Annotated in this window: 14 protein-coding genes; 11 read left to right on the top strand and 3 right to left on the bottom strand. The window is 71.3% G+C overall.

The features are described 5' to 3' along the window. The first annotated feature begins 52 nt into the window (after nt 1-52). Nucleotides 53-526 (top strand): DUF4190 domain-containing protein, encoded by a 474-nt coding sequence (locus NNW99_RS09355; protein ID WP_215118245.1) that lies wholly within the window; start codon nt 53-55, stop codon nt 524-526. Nucleotides 527-608: 82 nt separating this feature from the next. Here NNW99_RS09355 and NNW99_RS09350 read toward each other — a convergent pair whose 3' ends face one another. Next, nucleotides 609-1,178: an NADAR family protein gene (locus NNW99_RS09350; protein ID WP_215118244.1), complete on the bottom strand. Its 570-nt coding sequence runs from the start codon at nt 1,176-1,178 to the stop codon at nt 609-611. Between the two features lie 200 nt (nt 1,179-1,378). Here NNW99_RS09350 and NNW99_RS09345 point away from each other — a divergent pair, with 200 nt between their 5' ends. The 7 genes from NNW99_RS09345 to NNW99_RS09315 all read left to right on the top strand — a co-directional run bounded on the left by NNW99_RS09345 (nt 1,379) and on the right by NNW99_RS09315 (nt 9,172). Next, nucleotides 1,379-2,914: a gamma-aminobutyraldehyde dehydrogenase gene (locus NNW99_RS09345; RefSeq protein ID WP_215118243.1), complete on the top strand. Its 1,536-nt coding sequence runs from the start codon at nt 1,379-1,381 to the stop codon at nt 2,912-2,914. Between the two features lie 57 nt (nt 2,915-2,971). Continuing rightward, the gene (locus NNW99_RS09340) at nt 2,972-4,219 is read left to right on the top strand and encodes a spermidine/putrescine ABC transporter substrate-binding protein (protein WP_215118242.1); all 1,248 of its coding nucleotides are present in this window, start codon (nt 2,972-2,974) and stop codon (nt 4,217-4,219) included. 5 nt (nt 4,220-4,224) lie between these two features. Continuing rightward, nucleotides 4,225-5,370 (top strand): ABC transporter ATP-binding protein, encoded by a 1,146-nt coding sequence (locus NNW99_RS09335; protein ID WP_215118241.1) that lies wholly within the window; start codon nt 4,225-4,227, stop codon nt 5,368-5,370. Next, on the top strand, nt 5,370-6,299 hold the full coding sequence (locus tag NNW99_RS09330) for an ABC transporter permease (protein ID WP_215118240.1): 930 nt from the start codon (nt 5,370-5,372) through the stop codon (nt 6,297-6,299). The genes NNW99_RS09335 and NNW99_RS09330 overlap by 1 nt, the downstream gene beginning before the upstream one ends. Continuing rightward, on the top strand, nt 6,300-7,100 hold the full coding sequence (locus NNW99_RS09325; protein ID WP_215118239.1) for an ABC transporter permease: 801 nt from the start codon (nt 6,300-6,302) through the stop codon (nt 7,098-7,100). Between the two features lie 34 nt (nt 7,101-7,134). Further along, nucleotides 7,135-8,553: an FAD-binding oxidoreductase gene (locus NNW99_RS09320; RefSeq protein ID WP_215118238.1), complete on the top strand. Its 1,419-nt coding sequence runs from the start codon at nt 7,135-7,137 to the stop codon at nt 8,551-8,553. Between the two features lie 163 nt (nt 8,554-8,716). Next, entirely contained in the window at nt 8,717-9,172 is a 456-nt protein-coding gene (locus NNW99_RS09315) for a bifunctional DNA primase/polymerase (RefSeq protein WP_215118237.1), read from the top strand. A 230-nt stretch (nt 9,173-9,402) separates the two neighbouring features. Here NNW99_RS09315 and NNW99_RS09310 read toward each other — a convergent pair whose 3' ends face one another. Continuing rightward, on the bottom strand, nt 9,403-10,065 hold the full coding sequence (locus tag NNW99_RS09310; RefSeq protein WP_215118236.1) for a phosphatase PAP2 family protein: 663 nt from the start codon (nt 10,063-10,065) through the stop codon (nt 9,403-9,405). An 84-nt stretch (nt 10,066-10,149) separates the two neighbouring features. Here NNW99_RS09310 and NNW99_RS09305 point away from each other — a divergent pair, with 84 nt between their 5' ends. Then, a complete protein-coding gene (locus NNW99_RS09305; protein WP_215118235.1) occupies nt 10,150-10,752 on the top strand; it encodes a DinB family protein in 603 nt (200 codons plus the stop codon). Between the two features lie 396 nt (nt 10,753-11,148). Here NNW99_RS09305 and gabT read toward each other — a convergent pair whose 3' ends face one another. Then, nucleotides 11,149-12,483 carry a 4-aminobutyrate--2-oxoglutarate transaminase gene (gene gabT, locus NNW99_RS09295; protein WP_215118234.1) on the bottom strand — a complete coding sequence of 445 codons (1,335 nt, stop codon included), beginning with the start codon at nt 12,481-12,483 and terminating at the stop codon, nt 11,149-11,151. 252 nt (nt 12,484-12,735) lie between these two features. Between gabT and NNW99_RS09290 the strand changes: the two genes are divergently transcribed. Together NNW99_RS09290 and NNW99_RS09285 are read left to right on the top strand one after the other, a co-directional pair. Then, nucleotides 12,736-14,928, top strand: coding sequence for an ATP-binding protein (locus tag NNW99_RS09290; protein WP_215118233.1), 2,193 nt, complete (start codon nt 12,736-12,738; stop codon nt 14,926-14,928). Nucleotides 14,929-15,054: 126 nt separating this feature from the next. Then, complete coding sequence (locus NNW99_RS09285) at nt 15,055-16,749, top strand: PucR family transcriptional regulator (protein WP_215118232.1); 1,695 nt, start codon at nt 15,055-15,057, stop codon at nt 16,747-16,749. Nucleotides 16,750-16,819 lie beyond the last annotated feature (70 nt).

The raw sequence follows: 16,819 nt of genomic DNA, 5'->3' as shown, positions 1-16,819 counted from the left end.
GCGGACTTGGCCATTACGATGCCTTGGTCTGACAACGGAGGGGAGATCGTCCATGTCCAACACCAATCCCACCCCAGGTGGGTTCGGTCCGCCGTCCCAGCCGCCGGGGCCCCCGCAGCAGCCGGCCCCCGGGTACGGCTACCCGCAGCAGTCCGGCCCGGGCTACGGCTACCCCCAGAGCAGCCCCGGCTACCCGGCCGCGCCGCCCGTCGGCTACCCGCAGGCGTCCGGCTACGGGATGCCCCCGCAGCCGAGCAACGGCATGGGAACCACCGGTCTGGTGCTGGGCATCATCGGCGTGGTGTGCAGCCTGACCTTCTTCCTCTGGTTCTTCGGCGTGATCCTGGGCATCCTGGGCATCATCTTCGGCGCCATCGGCCGCGGTAAGGCCACCCGCGGCGAGGCCACCAACAAGGGCGCGGCGACCGCCGGCCTCGTCTGCGGCATCATCGCGACCGTGATCCTGCCGCTGCTGGGGTTCCTGCTCTTCGCCAGCATCATGGGCGGACTCGGCGCGGCGAGCTGAGACCGCCGCTCACAGGGGGCCGGTCCCACGGACCGGCCCCTCACTCATGCCCGCCCAGCTCATGCCCGCCCATGACCTGTGCTCAAGCCCTCCGCAGCCGCTCCCGCGCCGCCATCAGCGCGAACCCCAGCAGATTGGGCCCGCGCCACCGCTCCGGATCCGCCGCCGCCTCGTCGTCCGCGGCCAGCCCGATGCCCCACACCCGGTCCACGGGGCTGGCCTCGACCAGCACCCTGTCGCCGGTGCTCAGCAGGAAGTCCCGCAGCCTCGGGTGCGCGGCGAACTTGTGAACGCTGCCGTCCACGACGATCCCGAACCGCTCCCGCGCCCATATCGCCTCGTCGAACCCGCGCACCAGCCGCCCGGCCTTCTTCGCCTGGGAGGGATGCGCGGCGGCCAGCACGGCACGCTCCGCCGCGGGGTCCTCGAACAGCCGGGCCTTGCCCGCCATCATCCAGTGCTCGGCCGTCGCGTACTCCACGCCGGCCACCGTGAACGGCGCGGGCCACCACTGGCTCAAACAGCTCGGTCCGATCCGGCCGTCCGGCCGCGGCCGGTGCCCCCAGAAAGGCAGATACTTGATCTTCGCCCCGCCCCGGGACGCCCTGATCAGGGCCTCCCGGGAATCGACCGCCCCCGTGATCTTCTCCATGCACGCGAGTCTGGCACGCACCACTGACACACCGTCCTGCCTTTTCGCGGCGGACTCGACACCTGGTCGACAGATTCCGTCGCGTAACCAAAAATCAACAACGGAATCCCTTGTTGGTGTGTCATTGCTCTGCCAGGATCGGCACTCAAATCGAGCCTGAGCCACGCCGGCCCCCACCAGGGGACACGGAGGAGAGCCACATGCACAACCCGGGCAACGCCACCCCGGACCGATTTCCGGCCGCGGAGCGCTTCGCGGAGGGCGCGCAGTTCATCGCGGGCCGTCTGACCAGGGGCACCTCCGGCCGTACCCACGCGGTCGTCGACCCGGCGTCGGGCGAGGAGGTCCTCCGCTACGAACTGGCCGGCACGGCCGACGTCGACCGGGCCGTCGCCGCCGCCCGCGAGGCCTTCCCCGGCTGGGCGGGGACCACACCGGGCGAGCGTTCCGACGCCCTGCACCGGTTCGCCGCCGTCCTGGCCGACCGGGCCGAGGACTTCGCCCGCGCCGAGTCGCTGCAGTGCGGCAAGCCGCTGAAGCTGTCCCGCGAGTTCGACGTCCCGGGCTCCATCGACAACACTTCCTTCTTCGCCGGTGCCGCACGGCATCTCCAGGGGCAGTCCGCCGGTGAGTACTCCGGCGACCACACGTCGTACGTCCGGCGTGAGCCCATCGGTGTCGTCGGGTCGATCGCGCCCTGGAACTACCCCCTCCAGATGGCCGCCTGGAAGATCCTCCCGGCGATCGCGGCGGGCAACACCATCGTCCTGAAGCCCGCCGAGCTCACCCCGCTGACCTCGCTGCTCTTCGCCCAGGCGGCGACGGACGCCGGGATCCCGGACGGTGTGATCAACATCGTCACCGGCACCGGCAAGGAGGTCGGCGAGCACCTCGTCGGCCACCCCGACGTGGCCATGACGTCTTTCACCGGCTCCACCGCCGTCGGCAAGCGCGTCGCCGAGATCGCCACCGCCACCGTCAAGCGCCTCCATCTGGAGCTGGGCGGCAAGGCGCCCTTCGTGGTCTTCGACGACGCCGACCCGGAGGCCGCCGCCCACGGCGCGGTCGCGGGCGCGCTCATCAACACCGGGCAGGACTGCACGGCCGCCACGCGCGCGTATGTGCAGCGGCCGCTGTACGAGGCCTTCGTGGAGCGGACCGCCGCGCTCATGGAGAGCGTCCGGCTCGGCGACCCCTTCGCCGCCGGTACCGACCTCGGGCCGCTGATCTCGCACGTCCAGCGGGACCGCGTCGCCGGTTTCGTCGACCGGGCGCGGGCCTACGCGCGCGTGGTGACCGGCGGCGAGGCACCGGAGGGCGAGCTGGCCAAGGGCGCCTACTACCGGCCCACCCTCATCGCCGATGCCGCCCAGGACAGCGAGGTCGTCCAGTCGGAGATCTTCGGGCCGGTCCTGGTGGTGCTGCCCTTCGACACCGACGACGAGGGCATCGCGCTGGCCAACGACACGCCCTACGGCCTCGCGGCCTCCGCCTGGAGCCGGGACGTGTACCGGGCCAACCGGGCCACGCGCGAGATCAAGGCGGGCTGCGTCTGGGTCAACGACCACATCCCGATCATCAGCGAGATGCCGCACGGCGGTCACAAGGCCTCCGGCTACGGCAAGGACATGTCCGCGTACTCGTTCGAGGAGTACACCCAGATCAAGCACGTCATGTTCGACAACACCGCGGTGGCCGCGAAGGACTGGCACCGCACCGTCTTCGGGGACCGATAGCAGGAAGTCAGGCCGCCCGACCCGCGGCCGCCCACCCTCCGAAAGGGCACCACGCGCATGGAGCAGTACGAGCCCGACCGCCTGTCCCCGGCCCAAGTGGCCGCCATGCGGCGCAGCTTCAGGAACGGCAGGGCCGCCCTCACCCGGCGGTCCCTGCTGCGCGCCTCCGCGGGCGGGGCGCTCGCGGCCGGCGGACTCGGGACGCTGAGCGCCTGCGGCATCCCGGCGGCGGGCACGTCGCAGGGCGGCGTCTCGGCGGAGGACCACTCGGCGAAGGAGAAGACGGTCGCCTTCTCCAACTGGACCGAGTACATGGACGTCGACGACAGCGGCAAGCACCACCCGACGCTGGAGCAGTTCACGAAACGCACCGGCGTCAAGGTCAAGTACACCGAGGACATCAACGACAACAACGAGTTCTTCGGCAAGATCAAGCCGCAGCTCGCCGCGGGCCAGGACACCGGCCGCGACCTGATCGTCCTCACCGACTGGCTGGCCGGACGGCTCATCCGCCTGGGCTGGGTGCAGAAACTCGACCCGGCCAACCTGCCGCACGCCTACGCCAACCTCTCCGCCCAGTTCCGCAGCCCCGACTGGGACCCGGGCCGCGCCTACTCGTACGTCTGGCAGGGCATCTCCACCGTCATCGCGTACAACAAGAAGGCCCTCGACGGCGTCGAGGTGAAGTCGCTCTCCGACCTCCTGGACAACCCCAAGCTCAAGGGGCGTGTGGGCTTCCTGTCGGAGATGCGCGACAGCGTCGGCATGACGCTGCTCGACATGGGCAAGGACCCGGCGAAGTTCACCGCCGACGACTACGACGCGGCCATAGCCCGGCTCCAGAAGGCCGTCGACAAGGGCCAGATCCGCCGCTTCACCGGCAACGACTACACCTCGGACCTGACCAGCGGCGACTTCGCGGCCTGCGTCGCCTGGGCCGGTGACGTCGTCCAGCTCAAGGCGGACAGCCCCGACATCGACTTCCTCGTCCCGGACAGCGGCTACATGACGTCGACCGACAACCTGCTGATCCCCAACAAGGCCCGGCACAAGACGAACGCCGAGCGGCTCATCGACTTCTACTACGAGCCGAAGCCGGCCGCCGAACTCGCCGCGTACATCAACTACGTGTGCCCCGTCGACGGGGTGAAGGCCGAGCTGGAGAAGATCGACAAGGACGCGGCGAACAACCCGCTGATCATCCCCGACAAGGCCATGGCCGCGAAGTCCCACGCCTTCCGCTCGCTGAGCTCGAAGGAAGAGACCGAGTTCGAAGCGAAGTTCGCGAAGCTGACGGGGGCGTGACCACCATGACGAACAAGACAGAGGCCACGGGCGAGGTCCGCCTCAAGGGCATAGCCAAGACCTACGGCGCCTTCACCGCCGTCCACCCGCTCGACCTGACCGTGCCGCAGGGCTCCTTCTTCGCCCTGCTCGGCGCGTCCGGCTGCGGCAAGACCACCACCCTGCGCATGATCGCCGGCCTGGAGGAACCTTCCTCCGGGACCGTGTCGCTGGGCGACCAGGACGTGACCGCGCTCCCGCCGTACAAGCGGCCGGTCAACACCGTCTTCCAGTCCTACGCCCTCTTCCCGCACCTCGACATCTTCGAGAACGTCGCCTTCGGTCTGCGCCGGCGCGGCATCAAGTCGGTGAAGAAGCAGGTCGGGGAGATGCTCGACCTCGTGCAGCTCGGCGAGCAGGCCCGCAAGAAGCCGCACCAGCTCTCCGGCGGCCAGCAGCAGCGCGTCGCCGTGGCCCGCGCGCTGATCAACCACCCCAAGGTGCTCCTGCTCGACGAGCCGCTCGGCGCCCTCGACCTCAAGCTGCGCCGCCAGATGCAGCTGGAGCTCAAGCGCATCCAGACCGAGGTCGGCATCACCTTCGTGCACGTCACGCACGACCAGGAGGAGGCCATGACCATGGCCGACACGGTCGCCGTGATGAACGCGGGCCGCGTGGAGCAGCTCGGCGCGCCCACCGACCTCTACGAGAACCCGCGCACCACGTTCGTCGCCAACTTCCTCGGCACCTCGAACTTCATCGAGGCCGAGGTCGACTCCAGGAGCGGCGACGAGATCGTGCTGAAGGCGGGCGGCGGCAAGCTCGTCCTGCCCGAGTCCCGCTGCGGCGCGCCCACGACGACCGGCGGCAGGGTGCTGGTCGGGGTTCGCCCGGAGAAGATATCCCTCACCCACGCGGAAGACGCCGGCGAGATACCGGAGGGCCGCAACCGCATCACGGGCCGGATCGCCGACTCCAGCTTCATCGGCGTCTCCACGCAGTACGTCGTCGACAGCCCGGTCTGTTCCGACTTCGAGGTCTACGCCCAGAACATCGACCGCGACCCCCGCCTGGTCCCCGGCGCCGAGGTCGTCCTGCACTGGAACCCGGCCCACACCTTCGGCCTGGACGCGGCCCAGGACGCCGATGCCGGAGTGGAAGAGGCGGCCTGATGTCCACACTCACCGAGGCGCCACCGCCCCTCGCACCGGAAGCTCCCGAGCCGAAGCCCCCGAAGCGCAGGGGCCGCTGGACGCCGTACTGGCTGCTGCTGCCCGGCATCCTCTGGCTGGTGGTCTTCTTCGCGCTGCCGATGATCTACCAGGCCTCCACGTCCGTACAGACGGGCTCCCTGGAGGAGGGCTACAAGGTCACCTGGCACTTCGCCACGTACTGGGACGCGCTGTCCGCGTACTGGCCGCAGTTCATCAGGTCGGTGCTCTACGCGGGCACGGCCACGGTCCTGTGCCTGCTGCTCGGCTATCCGCTCGCGTATCTGATCGCCTTCCGCGCGGGCCGCTGGCGAAACCTGATCATGATCCTGGTGATCGCGCCGTTCTTCACCAGCTTCCTGATCCGCACCCTCGCCTGGAAGACGATCCTCGCGGACGGCGGACCACTGGTCGGCGCGCTCGACACGCTGCACGTCCTGGACGTCACCAACTGGCTCGGCTGGACCGCCGGCGACCGCGTCCTGGCCACGCCGCTCGCGGTGGTCTGCGGTCTGACGTACAACTTCCTGCCGTTCATGATCCTGCCGCTCTACACCTCGCTCGAGCGGATCGACGGCCGGCTGCACGAGGCCGCGGGGGATCTGTACGCGAAGCCCTCGACGACCTTCCGCAAGGTCACCTTCCCGCTGTCGATGCCCGGTGTCGTCTCCGGCACGCTGCTCACCTTCATCCCGGCGACCGGCGACTATGTCAACGCCGATCTCCTCGGTTCCACGGACACCCGCATGGTCGGAAACGTCATCCAAACGCAGTTCCTGAGGGTGCTGGACTATCCGACGGCGGCCGCGCTCTCCTTCATTCTCATGGCGGCCATTCTGCTCATGGTCACCCTCTACATCCGCAGGTCGGGGACGGAGGATCTGGTTTAAATGCCCTTCGTCAACTGGCTCAAGAAAAATCTCGTCGTCATCGCGGGACTGCTGACACTCGGCTATCTCCTGCTGCCGAACGTCATCGTGACGGTGTTCTCCTTCAACAAACCGAAGGGGCGCTTCAACTACGAATGGCAGCAGTTCTCGCTGGACGCCTGGAAAGACCCGTGCGGCGTCGCCGACCTCTGCGGCTCGCTGTCGCTCAGCCTCCAGATCGCCGTCTGGGCGACGCTCGGCGCCACCCTCCTCGGCACCCTGATCGCCTTCGCGCTGGTCCGCTACCGGTTCCGCGCCCGGGGCGCCGTGAACTCGCTGATCTTCCTGCCGATGGCGATGCCCGAGGTCGTCATGGCCGCCTCGCTGCTCACCCTCTTCCTCAACATGGGCGCCCAGCTCGGCTTCTGGACCATCCTCATCGCGCACATCATGTTCTGCCTGAGTTTCGTGGTCACGGCCGTGAAAGCACGGGTCATGTCGATGGATCCCAAACTGGAGGAGGCGGCGCGGGACCTGTACGCGGGCCCGGTCCAGACCTTCGTACGGGTCACCCTGCCGATCGCCGCCCCCGGAATCGCGGCGGGCGCCCTGCTCGCGTTCGCCCTCTCCTTCGACGACTTCATCATCACCAATTTCAACGCCGGCTCGACCGTCACCTTCCCCATGTTCGTCTGGGGCTCGGCGCAGCGCGGAACGCCCGTTCAGATCAATGTCATCGGCACGGCCATGTTCATCGTCGCCGTACTGTTCGTCCTGGCCTCCATGGTCGCAGGAAATCGCCGTAACAGGCAAAAGGCATAAAGACATAAAGGTTTCACCGTAGGGAGTTGAAATCATGGCCCCGAGCGCCATGAATCAGTGGACTCATTCGCTTTCCGACGTCCAGCCGGTCCCGTACTGGCTCGACGACCCCGGCCGGCCCCGTCCGGAACCCGCCCTCACCACCTCCGAGACCTGCGATCTGCTGGTCGTCGGCGGCGGCTACAGCGGACTGTGGACGGCGCTGATCGCCAAGGAACGTGACCCGGGACGGGACGTGGTGCTGGTGGAGGGCCGCGAGGTGGGCTGGGCCGCCTCCGGCCGCAACGGCGGATTCTGCGCCGCCTCCCTCACCCACGGCCTGCCCAACGGCCTCGCCCGCTGGCCCGACGAGATCCACACGCTCCAGGAGCTCGGCACCCGCAACCTCGACGCCATCGAGGAGGCCGTCTCCCGGCACTCCATCGACTGCGACTTCGAGCGCACCGGCGAGATCGACGTCGCCACCGAGCCGTACCAGGCGGCGGAACTGCGCGACTGGCACGAGGAGACGGCCCGACGCGGGCTCGCCGAGGGCGTCGAGTTCCTGGACGCGGACGCCCTGCGGGAGCAGGTGGACTCACCCACCTTCCAGGCGGGCCTGTGGGACCGCAGGGGTGTGGCGATGCTGCACCCGGCGAAGCTCGCCTGGGGCCTGAAGCGGGCGTGCGTGGAGCTCGGCGTCCGGGTCTACGAGCACACCCCCGCCCTCACCCTGAAGCCGTACGGCCCCGGCATGGCCGTACGCACCCCCTACGGCCGGATCCGCGCCCGCCAGGTCGCCCTCGGCACCAACATCTTCCCGAACCTGGTCAGACGCGTCCGCTCGTACACCGTCCCGGTCTACGACTACGCCCTGATGACCGAGCCGCTCACCGCCGCCCAACTGGCGTCGATCGGCTGGAAGAACCGCCAGGGACTCGGCGACAGCGCCAACCAGTTCCACTACTTCCGCCTCTCCGCCGACAACCGGATCCTGTGGGGCGGCTACGACGCGATCTACCCCTACGGCGGCCGCGTCCGCGCCGAGTACGACGACCGCCCGGAGACCTACGCCAAGCTCGCCGGGCACTTCTTCACCTGCTTCCCGCAACTGGAGGGCGTCCGCTTCAGCCACGCCTGGGGCGGCGCGATCGACACCTGCTCCCGCTTCTCGGCGTTCTTCGGCACCGCCCACCAGAAGAAGGTCGCCTACGCGGCCGGCTACACGGGCCTGGGCGTCGGCTCCACCCGCTTCGGCGCCGAGGTGATGCTGGACCTGCTGTCCGGCGAGCGCACGGAACGCACCGAACTGGAAATGGTCCGCAAGAAGCCCCTGCCCTTCCCGCCGGAGCCCTTCGCCTGGACGGGCATCGCCCTCACCAAGTGGTCCCTGGCCCGCGCGGACGCCCAGGGCGGCCGCCGCAACCTGTGGCTGCGCACGATGGACCGGCTGGGGCTGGGCTTCGACAGCTGATCGAGCGGGCTGATCGAATGAGGTGTGAGCCGGTTCACTCCAACGAGGAGCCGAAACCCGCGTAATGACCCCTGGGAGACCCCTTCTCCTTCGTGACGCCCTCGGGACGCGCCGCGCGTTCGCGAGATTCACGGGCTTCACGAGAGAACAGGGGGTCTTTCTCATGACCGGTGCGAAGACGGCGGTCGAGTGGCTCGCATCCGCCGCACCCGACCCCGAGGCCTGCCGCTGGGAGTGGGAGCGCAACCCGCTCGGGGTCGCGCTGCTGCCGGCCGGCGGCGCCTGGGACGTGCTCATCCTGCCCGGCGACCTCGGCTACGCCACGCTCGACGTGCTCAGCCGTGTGCTCGACCGGCCGGGGCCCGTGCTCGTCGACTTCGGCGACGAGCGCATCGGATTCTTCGTGCCGCCGGGCACCGCGGCCCGCTGGCTCGGCACGGGCATCAGGACGGCGGGCGCCGGCACCTGGATCGTCGTGCCGTACCCGGGCCGCTCCTCACCCGGCGGCGTCCGCTGGCTGATCCCGCCGGACGGCTCGGGCATGCTGACGGACCCGACCCTGCTGGAACTGGCGATGCACGAGGCGGCGGCGCGGCTGGCCGTGGATCGGGGCGACTAGGCCTGTCGTTTGGATCAGGTCGCAGGGAATCGGCGGCATCTTGTCAGCGCCGGTGAGCGGGGTCTGGTGCGTGCAGCTGCAAGGCGGAGGAGGGCGGCGATGCGATGGGGGCACCTCCCGCGCGAGCGAAGCCGAGCGTGGGGGAATCGGCAACCGACGACAACGCGGCAGATGTGCGTGCCAGGCCCCGCGTCTGCGGCGTGATCCAAACGACAGGCCCTCGGGGATGTTCACCGCGGCTGCCCGGCCGTCTCCCGCCTGAGGAACAGCCACAGCGAGGAGAGCAGCACCGCGCACAGACACCAGCTGGCCGCGACGTCCAGTGGCCAGTGGTAGCCGCGGCGGACCAGGCCGTAGCTCGCGCCGAGCACGAGGGCGGCGCAGCCGGCGACCAGGGCGCCGCGGGCGAGGGGGGTGCGGAGCCGGGGGAGGAGGAGCAGGGTGGCGCAGCCGTAGGCGATGGCTGCCGTGGCGGTGTGGCCGGAGGGGTAGTAGCCGGTGCCCGGCGGGACCGCCGGGGTGCCGGGCCGGTCCGTGAGGTCCTTGAGGGGGATGATCAGCGCCGGGACCAGGGCCATGAGGAGGGCCGCCGCGGTGACCGGCAGCCACCAGCGCCGCGTACGGCGGGTCCGCAGCGCGACGAATCCGAGGGCGGCGGCGAGGACCGGGACCGCGACCTGGACGTTGCCGAGGTCGGCGAGGAGCTCGGAGTAGCGGTCCGGGTGGACGAGCTCGGCACTGGCACGCTCGTCGAGGCGGATGAGCGGGCCGTCGGCGACGACCTGCCAGGTGATCAGGACGAAGAGCAGGGCCGGGAGGCTGAGCAGGAGGGCCAGGAAGGGCGAGTACGGCGTGGTGCGCTCGTCGCGGACCTGGTTCCCGGAGATCGGCATGGGACACAGCTTGGCACGGGCACGGATCCGCTTCGTCGCGCGGACGGCCGCCGTGTTGTCAGTGGCGGGTGCCAGACTCCCGGCATGACCCCGACCAGCCCGAAAGCCGACCTGCTCCGCTATCTCCAGGACGCCCGCGACGCCCTGCTCTGGAAGCTCGAAGGGCTCTCCGAGTACGACGTCCGCCGCCCGCTCACACCGACCGGGACCAACCTGCTGGGCCTGGTCAAGCATGTCGCCGGGGTGGAGCTGGGGTATTTCGGCGACACGTTCGGGCGGCCCTACTTCGTCGAGGAGCCGCCCCCGTCCTGGTGGTACACCGAGGACGCCGAGCCCAACGCGGACATGTGGGCCGGTGCGGAGGAGTCGCGCGAGGAGATCACCGGGCTCTATCGCGCGGCCTGGCAGCACTCGGACCGCACGGTCGAGGCGCTGGCCCTGGACGCGACCGGTCGGGTCCCGTGGTGGCCCGAGGCTCGCCGGGAGGTCACGCTGCACCACATCCTGGTCCGGGTGATCGCCGACACGCAGCGGCACGCGGGCCATGCCGACATCGTGCGGGAGCTCATCGACGGCAGGGTCGGGCTGACGAAGAGCAGCGACACCATGCCGGCAGGCGATCAGGAGTGGTGGGAGAAGCACCGGCGCCGGCTGGAACGCGTGGCGCGGGAGGCCGATGGCCGGTGAGGGAGAAGAGGGAGGTCGGCCGCCCCGGAACAGGGGGGGTGGTTCCGAGGCGGCCGTCCGGACCGGAACGTCGCGCGCCCCGGGGGGTTTGGGGCGGGCGACTGTCCGATCGGTGAGGAGATCCAGAGCCTTGAGGCTCCGGTTGTGTGCGCGAGGGCACGACCAGGTCGAAGCTGGGGAGGCCCCGGCCTGATGTCACCCACAGTCCCCTGCGGGCGGGGGTGTATCTCTCATCTGGGTAGAACCTACGACAGGGGCAGGGCGGAGGACAGGCCATAGGGCCGCCTGTCATCCACCTCGCACACCTTCTTCACACGCTCTGCCGCTCGCCGCCGCCGGAGCGGAACCGGAGCGGCTCCTTCGCCCCGACGGCGGCTCGGACGCGTAACTGCCGTGTCAGATACGGGCGAACGCCTGCTCGATGATGTCGAGGCCCTCGTTGAGCAGGTCCTCGCCGATCACCAGCGGGGGCAGGAAGCGGAGCACGTTGCCGTAGGTGCCACAGGTCAGGACCAGCAGGCCCTCCGCGTGGCAGGCCTTGGCGAGCGCGGCGGTCGCCTCCGGGTTCGGCTCCTTCGTGGCACGGTCCTTGACCAGCTCGATGGCGATCATGGCGCCGCGTCCACGGATGTCGCCGACGATGTCGAACTTCTCCGCCATGGCGGTGAGGCGGGCCTTCATGACCGCCTCGATGTGCTTCGCCTTGGTGTTGAGGTCCAGCTCCTTCATCGTCTCGATGGAGCCGAGCGCTCCGGCACACGCGACCGGGTTGCCGCCGTAGGTGCCGCCCAGGCCGCCCGCGTGCGCGGCGTCCATGATCTCGGCGCGACCGGTCACGGCGGCCAGCGGGAGACCGCCCGCGATGCCCTTGGCGGTGGTGATCAGGTCCGGGACGATGCCCTCGTCCTCACACGCGAACCACTGCCCGGTACGGCAGAAGCCGGACTGGATCTCGTCGGCGACGAAGACGATGCCGTTGTCCGAGGCGAACTTCCGGATCGCCGGCAGGAAGCCCTCGGCCGGCTCGATGAAGCCGCCCTCGCCGAGCACCGGCTCGATGATGACCGCGGCCACGTTCTCGGCGCCGACCTGCTTGCTGATCTGGTCGATGGCCTGCGCGGCGGCCTCGGGGCCCGCGTTCTCCGGGCCGGTCGGCCAGCGGTAGCCGTACGCCACCGGTACCCGGTAGACCTCGGGGGCGAACGGCCCGAAGCCGTGCTTGTACGGCATGTTCTTCGAGGTCAGCGCCATGGTCAGGTTGGTACGACCGTGGTAGCCGTGGTCGAAGACGACGACGGCCTGGCGCTTGGTGTGGGCGCGGGCGATCTTGACGGCGTTCTCGACGGCCTCGGCGCCGGAGTTGAACAGGGCGCTCTTCTTGGCGTGGTCACCGGGGGTCAGCTCGGCGAGCGCCTCGGCGACCTCGACGTACCCCTCGTACGGCGTGACCATGAAACAGGTGTGGGTGAAGTCGGCGAGCTGGGCGGAGGCCCGGCGCACGACGGCCTCGGCGGAGGCGCCGACGGACGTCACGGCGATGCCCGAGCCGAAGTCGATGAGCCGGTTGCCGTCGACGTCCTCGATGATCCCGCCGCCCGCGCGCGCCGTGAACACGGGCAGCACGGAGCCCACGCCCTGCGCGACCGCGGCGGTGCGGCGGGCCTGCAGCTCCTGCGACTTCGGTCCGGGGATGGCGGTGACGACGCGGCGCTCCTGCGGAAGTGAGGTCATGCGGGGCTCCTGGGGTGGTGCGAAGGGATTTCTACGGACGCTTGGCTTCTTTTCTCGCAGGCTAGGGCGGGGAAAGGGGGGTGGGCATGCTCCATGTGGGCGTTGTCGGCGGGCCGGCTTGTCCGGGGTGGACATGGCGCTCTGACGGGCTGCTGCCCACGACCCGGCCGTGTAAGCGGTGAACTCCCCAGGGGAGGGCGTTAGATTGGCTCGCTGATGGTGGACGGAGCGGCTGGTCAGGGGGAAAGGGCGATGGACAGCGACGGGACGCAGGAGGCGCGGGGTACGCATGCGAGTCCCGTACCGCGTCCGGCGGGGGCGCCGGAGGTGCCCTCGGTGCCACCGAACGGCCCCGGCGAGCCACCGGGCGGCCGGAGCGGGCCCGTGGCCGGACCGGCCGTGCCGCCCCGGCCCACGCGGGCGCCCGGGACGCCGCCGCCCGACGGCTCGTCCTTCATGACCTGGCTGCGCACCCCCCGGCCCGACGCGGCGCCCGGCGTCTGGCGCTTCGGGCACCGGCCGCGGCCCGCCGAGGAGCCCGAGGAGATCCCCACCCGGCAGCTGCTGAGCGGGGCGCTGATCGCCTTCCTCGTGGGATGGCTGATCTGGTCGCTGCTGCAGAACGGATACCTCGGCAACTGGTGGTGGGTGCCGTTCGACCTGATCATTCCCGACGCCTGGCGCGGCGGCGACAGCGATCTCGGCGAGACCGGCACGTTCATCGTGTACCAGGGCTACGAGCTGCTCGTCGCCCTCGGGATCATGGTCGGGGTGGCCCGGCTCGGCCGCTGGGGCGAGGTATGGCGTCGCTTCGTCGTCCCCCGCTTCCGTCGCCCGGAACCTCAAGAACCCCATCGGGACCCTCAGGACGACCCGGCCCAGTGGAACGAACTCCGCGCCGCCGGAGCCGTCGACGCGGCCGAGCGGCTCGCCGCCGAGGCCCGCTCCGGGCTGATGCGGGACGTCGACCACGCCCGGATCCTCCGGGCCTGGCAGGGCGTGCGCATCGGACGGCACAGCCTCGCCACGTTCAGCTCCACCGTCCTGCGCGACGGTGCCGCCGCCTGCCTGCACCCCTCCGGAGAGCGCGACCTGCCGGCGCGCCTCGCCCGGCACGACCTGTTCACCGGCCAGGTGCGGCTCGGGACCACCGTCGACGACACCCGCAACCCCTACGCCTACCGAGGAGCCGGGCTCGCCCTCGGGCCCGATCTGCTCGGTACCTCGCTCGTGGCCGTGGGCCCCGCCGGGTCCGGCAAGACCGGTAGCGTCGTCCGCCCCCTCGCCGAGTCGCTGTGTCTGCACGCGCTGGCCGGACGGGCCGCCGTGGTCGTGGTCGGCGGGGCGGGCGCGGGGCTCGGGCCGGCCGACGCGTACGACGTCGTCGTGCGGATCGGGAACCAGGACTCCGAGTACGACCTCGATCTGTACGGCGGGACCGCCGACCCGGACGAGGCCGCCGCCGTGCTGGCCGAGGCACTCGTCGGGGACCTCGCCGATCCGCACCCGGGCAGTGACACCCGGCGCTCCACGACCGTCCTCGCCCAGTTGCTCGGACCGTTCCGGGCCGTGCACGGGCGTTTCCCTTCCGTACCGGAGCTGCGGCAGCTCCTGGACGGGGCGCCCGGGCCGTTCGCCGCGCTGCGGCAGGGGCTGCAGGAAGCCGGGCAGGATTCGCTGCTGCGGGAGCTGGACGCCCGGGAGCGGCAGATGGGGCAGCCCGGAGACGTCGGCGGGGTGCTCGGGGACCGGGTCGCGCTGCTGGACCGGCCCGCCTTCGCCTCGTTCTTCGACACGTCCGGGTCCACCCGGCCCTTCACCCTCAAGGCCCTCGACCACCCCGTGCGGGTGCGGATCGACCTGCCCGAGCGCGGGCACGCCGACGCCTCCCGGATGCTGGCGCGGCTGGTGCTCGCCCAGTTCTCGGCGAGTGTCGCCGTACGGGAGGACCGGTCGCTGTTCGCCTGTCTGGTGCTGGACGACGCGACCGGCGTGGTGACGCCGGAGGGCGTGCGCGGCATCCAGCGGCTGCGGTCGGGCAACGCCGGTGTCGTGCTCACCCTGCGGACGCTGGACGACGTGGCCCGGCCGCTGCGCGGGCCGCTGCTCGGGGCCACCGGCTGCCGGATGGCGCTGTCGGGGGTCACGCCCTGGGACGGGCAGGACTTCGCCGAGGTGTGGGGCAAGGAGTGGACCGAGGCCCGGGACGTCACCGACCGGCAGATCATCGCCGAGACCCCGGCGGGCAAGGCCGTGCACATGCTGCGCCGGGTGATCACCGGCAAGGCCCCGACCGCGCGGGCGGTGACCGTGCGGCAGGTCGAGCGGGAGCGCTGGTCCGCGTCCGAGCTGGCGCACGGCGTACCGGCGGGGCACGCGGTGCTGTCGCTGACCGATGTGAAGGGCGAGCACGCGCCGCCGCTGCTGGTCGATCTGCGGGGCTGACGCCCGCCGGCACGGGTGCGGGTACGCGGGGACCCTACGGTGAGGCAGAATCGTCACAGGTCGTTCATACGTGGCGGCCAAAAGTGCACAGAGATCACACAGCCCTGACGCAGACCTGAAGGCCTCATGCCCCCGACGCTCGCCTCGCTCGTCCACCACTCCGCGCTGAAACTGACCGTGCGGGCGGGCGAAGACCGCCTCGATGTGCCGGTGCGCTGGGCCCATGTCAGCGAGCTGGCCGACCCCGTGCCCTACATGGAGGGCGGGGAGCTGCTGCTGATGACCGCGCTCAAGCTGGACGCCGAGGACCCGGAGGCCATGCGCCGGTACGTGCGGCGGCTGGCCGAGGCCGGGGTGGTCGGGCTCGGCTTCGCCATAGGCGTCAACTACGAGGAGACGCCCAAGGCGCTCGTCGACGCGGCCGGGGAAGAGGGCCTGCCGCTGCTGGAGGTGCCGCGCCGCACCCCCTTCCTCGCCATCAGCAAGGCCGTCTCCGCCGCGATCGCCGCCGACCAGTACCGGGCCGTCACGGCCGGTTTCGCCGCCCAGCGCGAGCTGACCCGGCAGGCGCAGACCGGCGGGCCGGAGGGGCTGCTGGCCGCGCTGGCCGCGCAGGTCGACGGCTGGGCCGCGCTGTACGACGCCTCGGGCGCCGTCGTCGCCACGGCACCGGAGTGGGCCGGACGGCGGGCCGCGCGGCTCACCGGCGACGTCGAGCGGCTGCGGGAGCGGCCCGCGCCCGCCTCCTCGGTGGTCGGCGGTCCGGAGAACGAGGACCGGGTCGAACTGCACACCATCGGCACGGGCCGGCGCCCTCGCGCTGCCCTCGCGGTCGGCACGGCCGCCGCCCTCGGCACCGCCGAGCGCTACGCCGTCCACTCCGCCATAGCCCTGCTGACCCTGACCACGGAACGCTCCCGGTCCCTCCAGGCCGCCGAGCAGCGGGTCGGCGAGGCGGTGCTGCGCATGCTGCTGGCCGGGGAGCCGGACCACGCGCGCACGGTCGCCGGGAGCCTGTACGGCGGCCTGCTGGACGCGCCGTTCCGGATGCTGGTCGCCGAGCGGGTGCCGGTGTCGGCGTCGGCCGCGCTGACCCGTGCCGAGTCCCGGGCGGGCGTACCGGCCGTCGACCGCCCCTCCGCCGCCGCGCTCGCCGCCGCCGACACCGGCGGAGACCCCCTCGCGGCGCTCGCCGACGTCATGGAGTCCGCGGCGGCCCGGGCCGGCGAGGCCGTCCTGGTGGTGCCCGAGGGGGAGCGGCTGGTGGTGCTGGCCGCGGACCGGGGCGCCGCCGCCGCGGCCTGCGGGGAGTACGCGGCCGCCCTGGAGACGGCCCGGGCGGGCGCACGCGAGAAGGCGCCGGGCGGCGAGGAGGCCGAGCTGGTCGTGGGCCTGTCGGCACCGGCCGGGCCCATCGCCGCCTCCTCCGCGTACAAGCAGGCCGAGCAGGCCCTGTCGGTGGCCCGGCGGCGCGGACGCGTCCTGGTGGAGCACGAGCAGATGGCGGCCGGATCCGTGCTCCCGCTACTGGCGGACGACGCGGTACGGGCCTTCGCCGACGGGATGCTGCGGCCGCTGTACGAGCACGACGCCACGGGCCGCGGCGACCTCGTCGCCTCCCTGCGCGCCTGGCTGTCCCGGCACGGCCAGTGGGACGCGGCGGCGGCCGACCTCGGCGTCCACCGGCACACCCTGCGGTACCGCATGCGCCGCGTCGAGGAGATCCTCGGCCGCTCCCTGGACGACCCGGACGCCCGGATGGAGCTGTGGCTGGCCCTCAAGGCGACGACCACGGAACCGGCCCCGCCTGCCAAACCGTAGTGTTCGCGGCCGGGACTGCTACACCCCGGACAAACGCCCTTCGGCCACCTCGCCCCTACCGTGGGAACCC

This window comes from Streptomyces sp. CRCS-T-1, from assembly GCF_024442335.1.
GTDB lineage: Bacteria > Actinomycetota > Actinomycetes > Streptomycetales > Streptomycetaceae > Streptomyces > Streptomyces koelreuteriae.
This window is presented reverse-complemented; position numbering and strand designations above follow the sequence as displayed.

What these genes read in the sequence shown, in the direction of transcription:
- NNW99_RS09355 (WP_215118245.1), top strand. Translation starts at nt 53, where the DNA reads ATGTCCAACACCAATCCCACCCCAGGTGGGTTCGGTCCGCCGTCCCAG.
- NNW99_RS09350 (WP_215118244.1), bottom strand. Translation starts at nt 1,178, where the DNA reads ATGGAGAAGATCACGGGGGCGGTCGATTCCCGGGAGGCCCTGATCAGG.
- NNW99_RS09345 (WP_215118243.1), top strand. Translation starts at nt 1,379, where the DNA reads ATGCACAACCCGGGCAACGCCACCCCGGACCGATTTCCGGCCGCGGAG.
- NNW99_RS09340 (WP_215118242.1), top strand. Translation starts at nt 2,972, where the DNA reads ATGGAGCAGTACGAGCCCGACCGCCTGTCCCCGGCCCAAGTGGCCGCC.
- NNW99_RS09335 (WP_215118241.1), top strand. Translation starts at nt 4,225, where the DNA reads ATGACGAACAAGACAGAGGCCACGGGCGAGGTCCGCCTCAAGGGCATA.
- NNW99_RS09330 (WP_215118240.1), top strand. Translation starts at nt 5,370, where the DNA reads ATGTCCACACTCACCGAGGCGCCACCGCCCCTCGCACCGGAAGCTCCC.
- NNW99_RS09325 (WP_215118239.1), top strand. Translation starts at nt 6,300, where the DNA reads ATGCCCTTCGTCAACTGGCTCAAGAAAAATCTCGTCGTCATCGCGGGA.
- NNW99_RS09320 (WP_215118238.1), top strand. Translation starts at nt 7,135, where the DNA reads ATGGCCCCGAGCGCCATGAATCAGTGGACTCATTCGCTTTCCGACGTC.
- NNW99_RS09315 (WP_215118237.1), top strand. Translation starts at nt 8,717, where the DNA reads ATGACCGGTGCGAAGACGGCGGTCGAGTGGCTCGCATCCGCCGCACCC.
- NNW99_RS09310 (WP_215118236.1), bottom strand. Translation starts at nt 10,065, where the DNA reads ATGCCGATCTCCGGGAACCAGGTCCGCGACGAGCGCACCACGCCGTAC.
- NNW99_RS09305 (WP_215118235.1), top strand. Translation starts at nt 10,150, where the DNA reads ATGACCCCGACCAGCCCGAAAGCCGACCTGCTCCGCTATCTCCAGGAC.
- gabT (WP_215118234.1), bottom strand. Translation starts at nt 12,483, where the DNA reads ATGACCTCACTTCCGCAGGAGCGCCGCGTCGTCACCGCCATCCCCGGA.
- NNW99_RS09290 (WP_215118233.1), top strand. Translation starts at nt 12,736, where the DNA reads ATGGACAGCGACGGGACGCAGGAGGCGCGGGGTACGCATGCGAGTCCC.
- NNW99_RS09285 (WP_215118232.1), top strand. Translation starts at nt 15,055, where the DNA reads ATGCCCCCGACGCTCGCCTCGCTCGTCCACCACTCCGCGCTGAAACTG.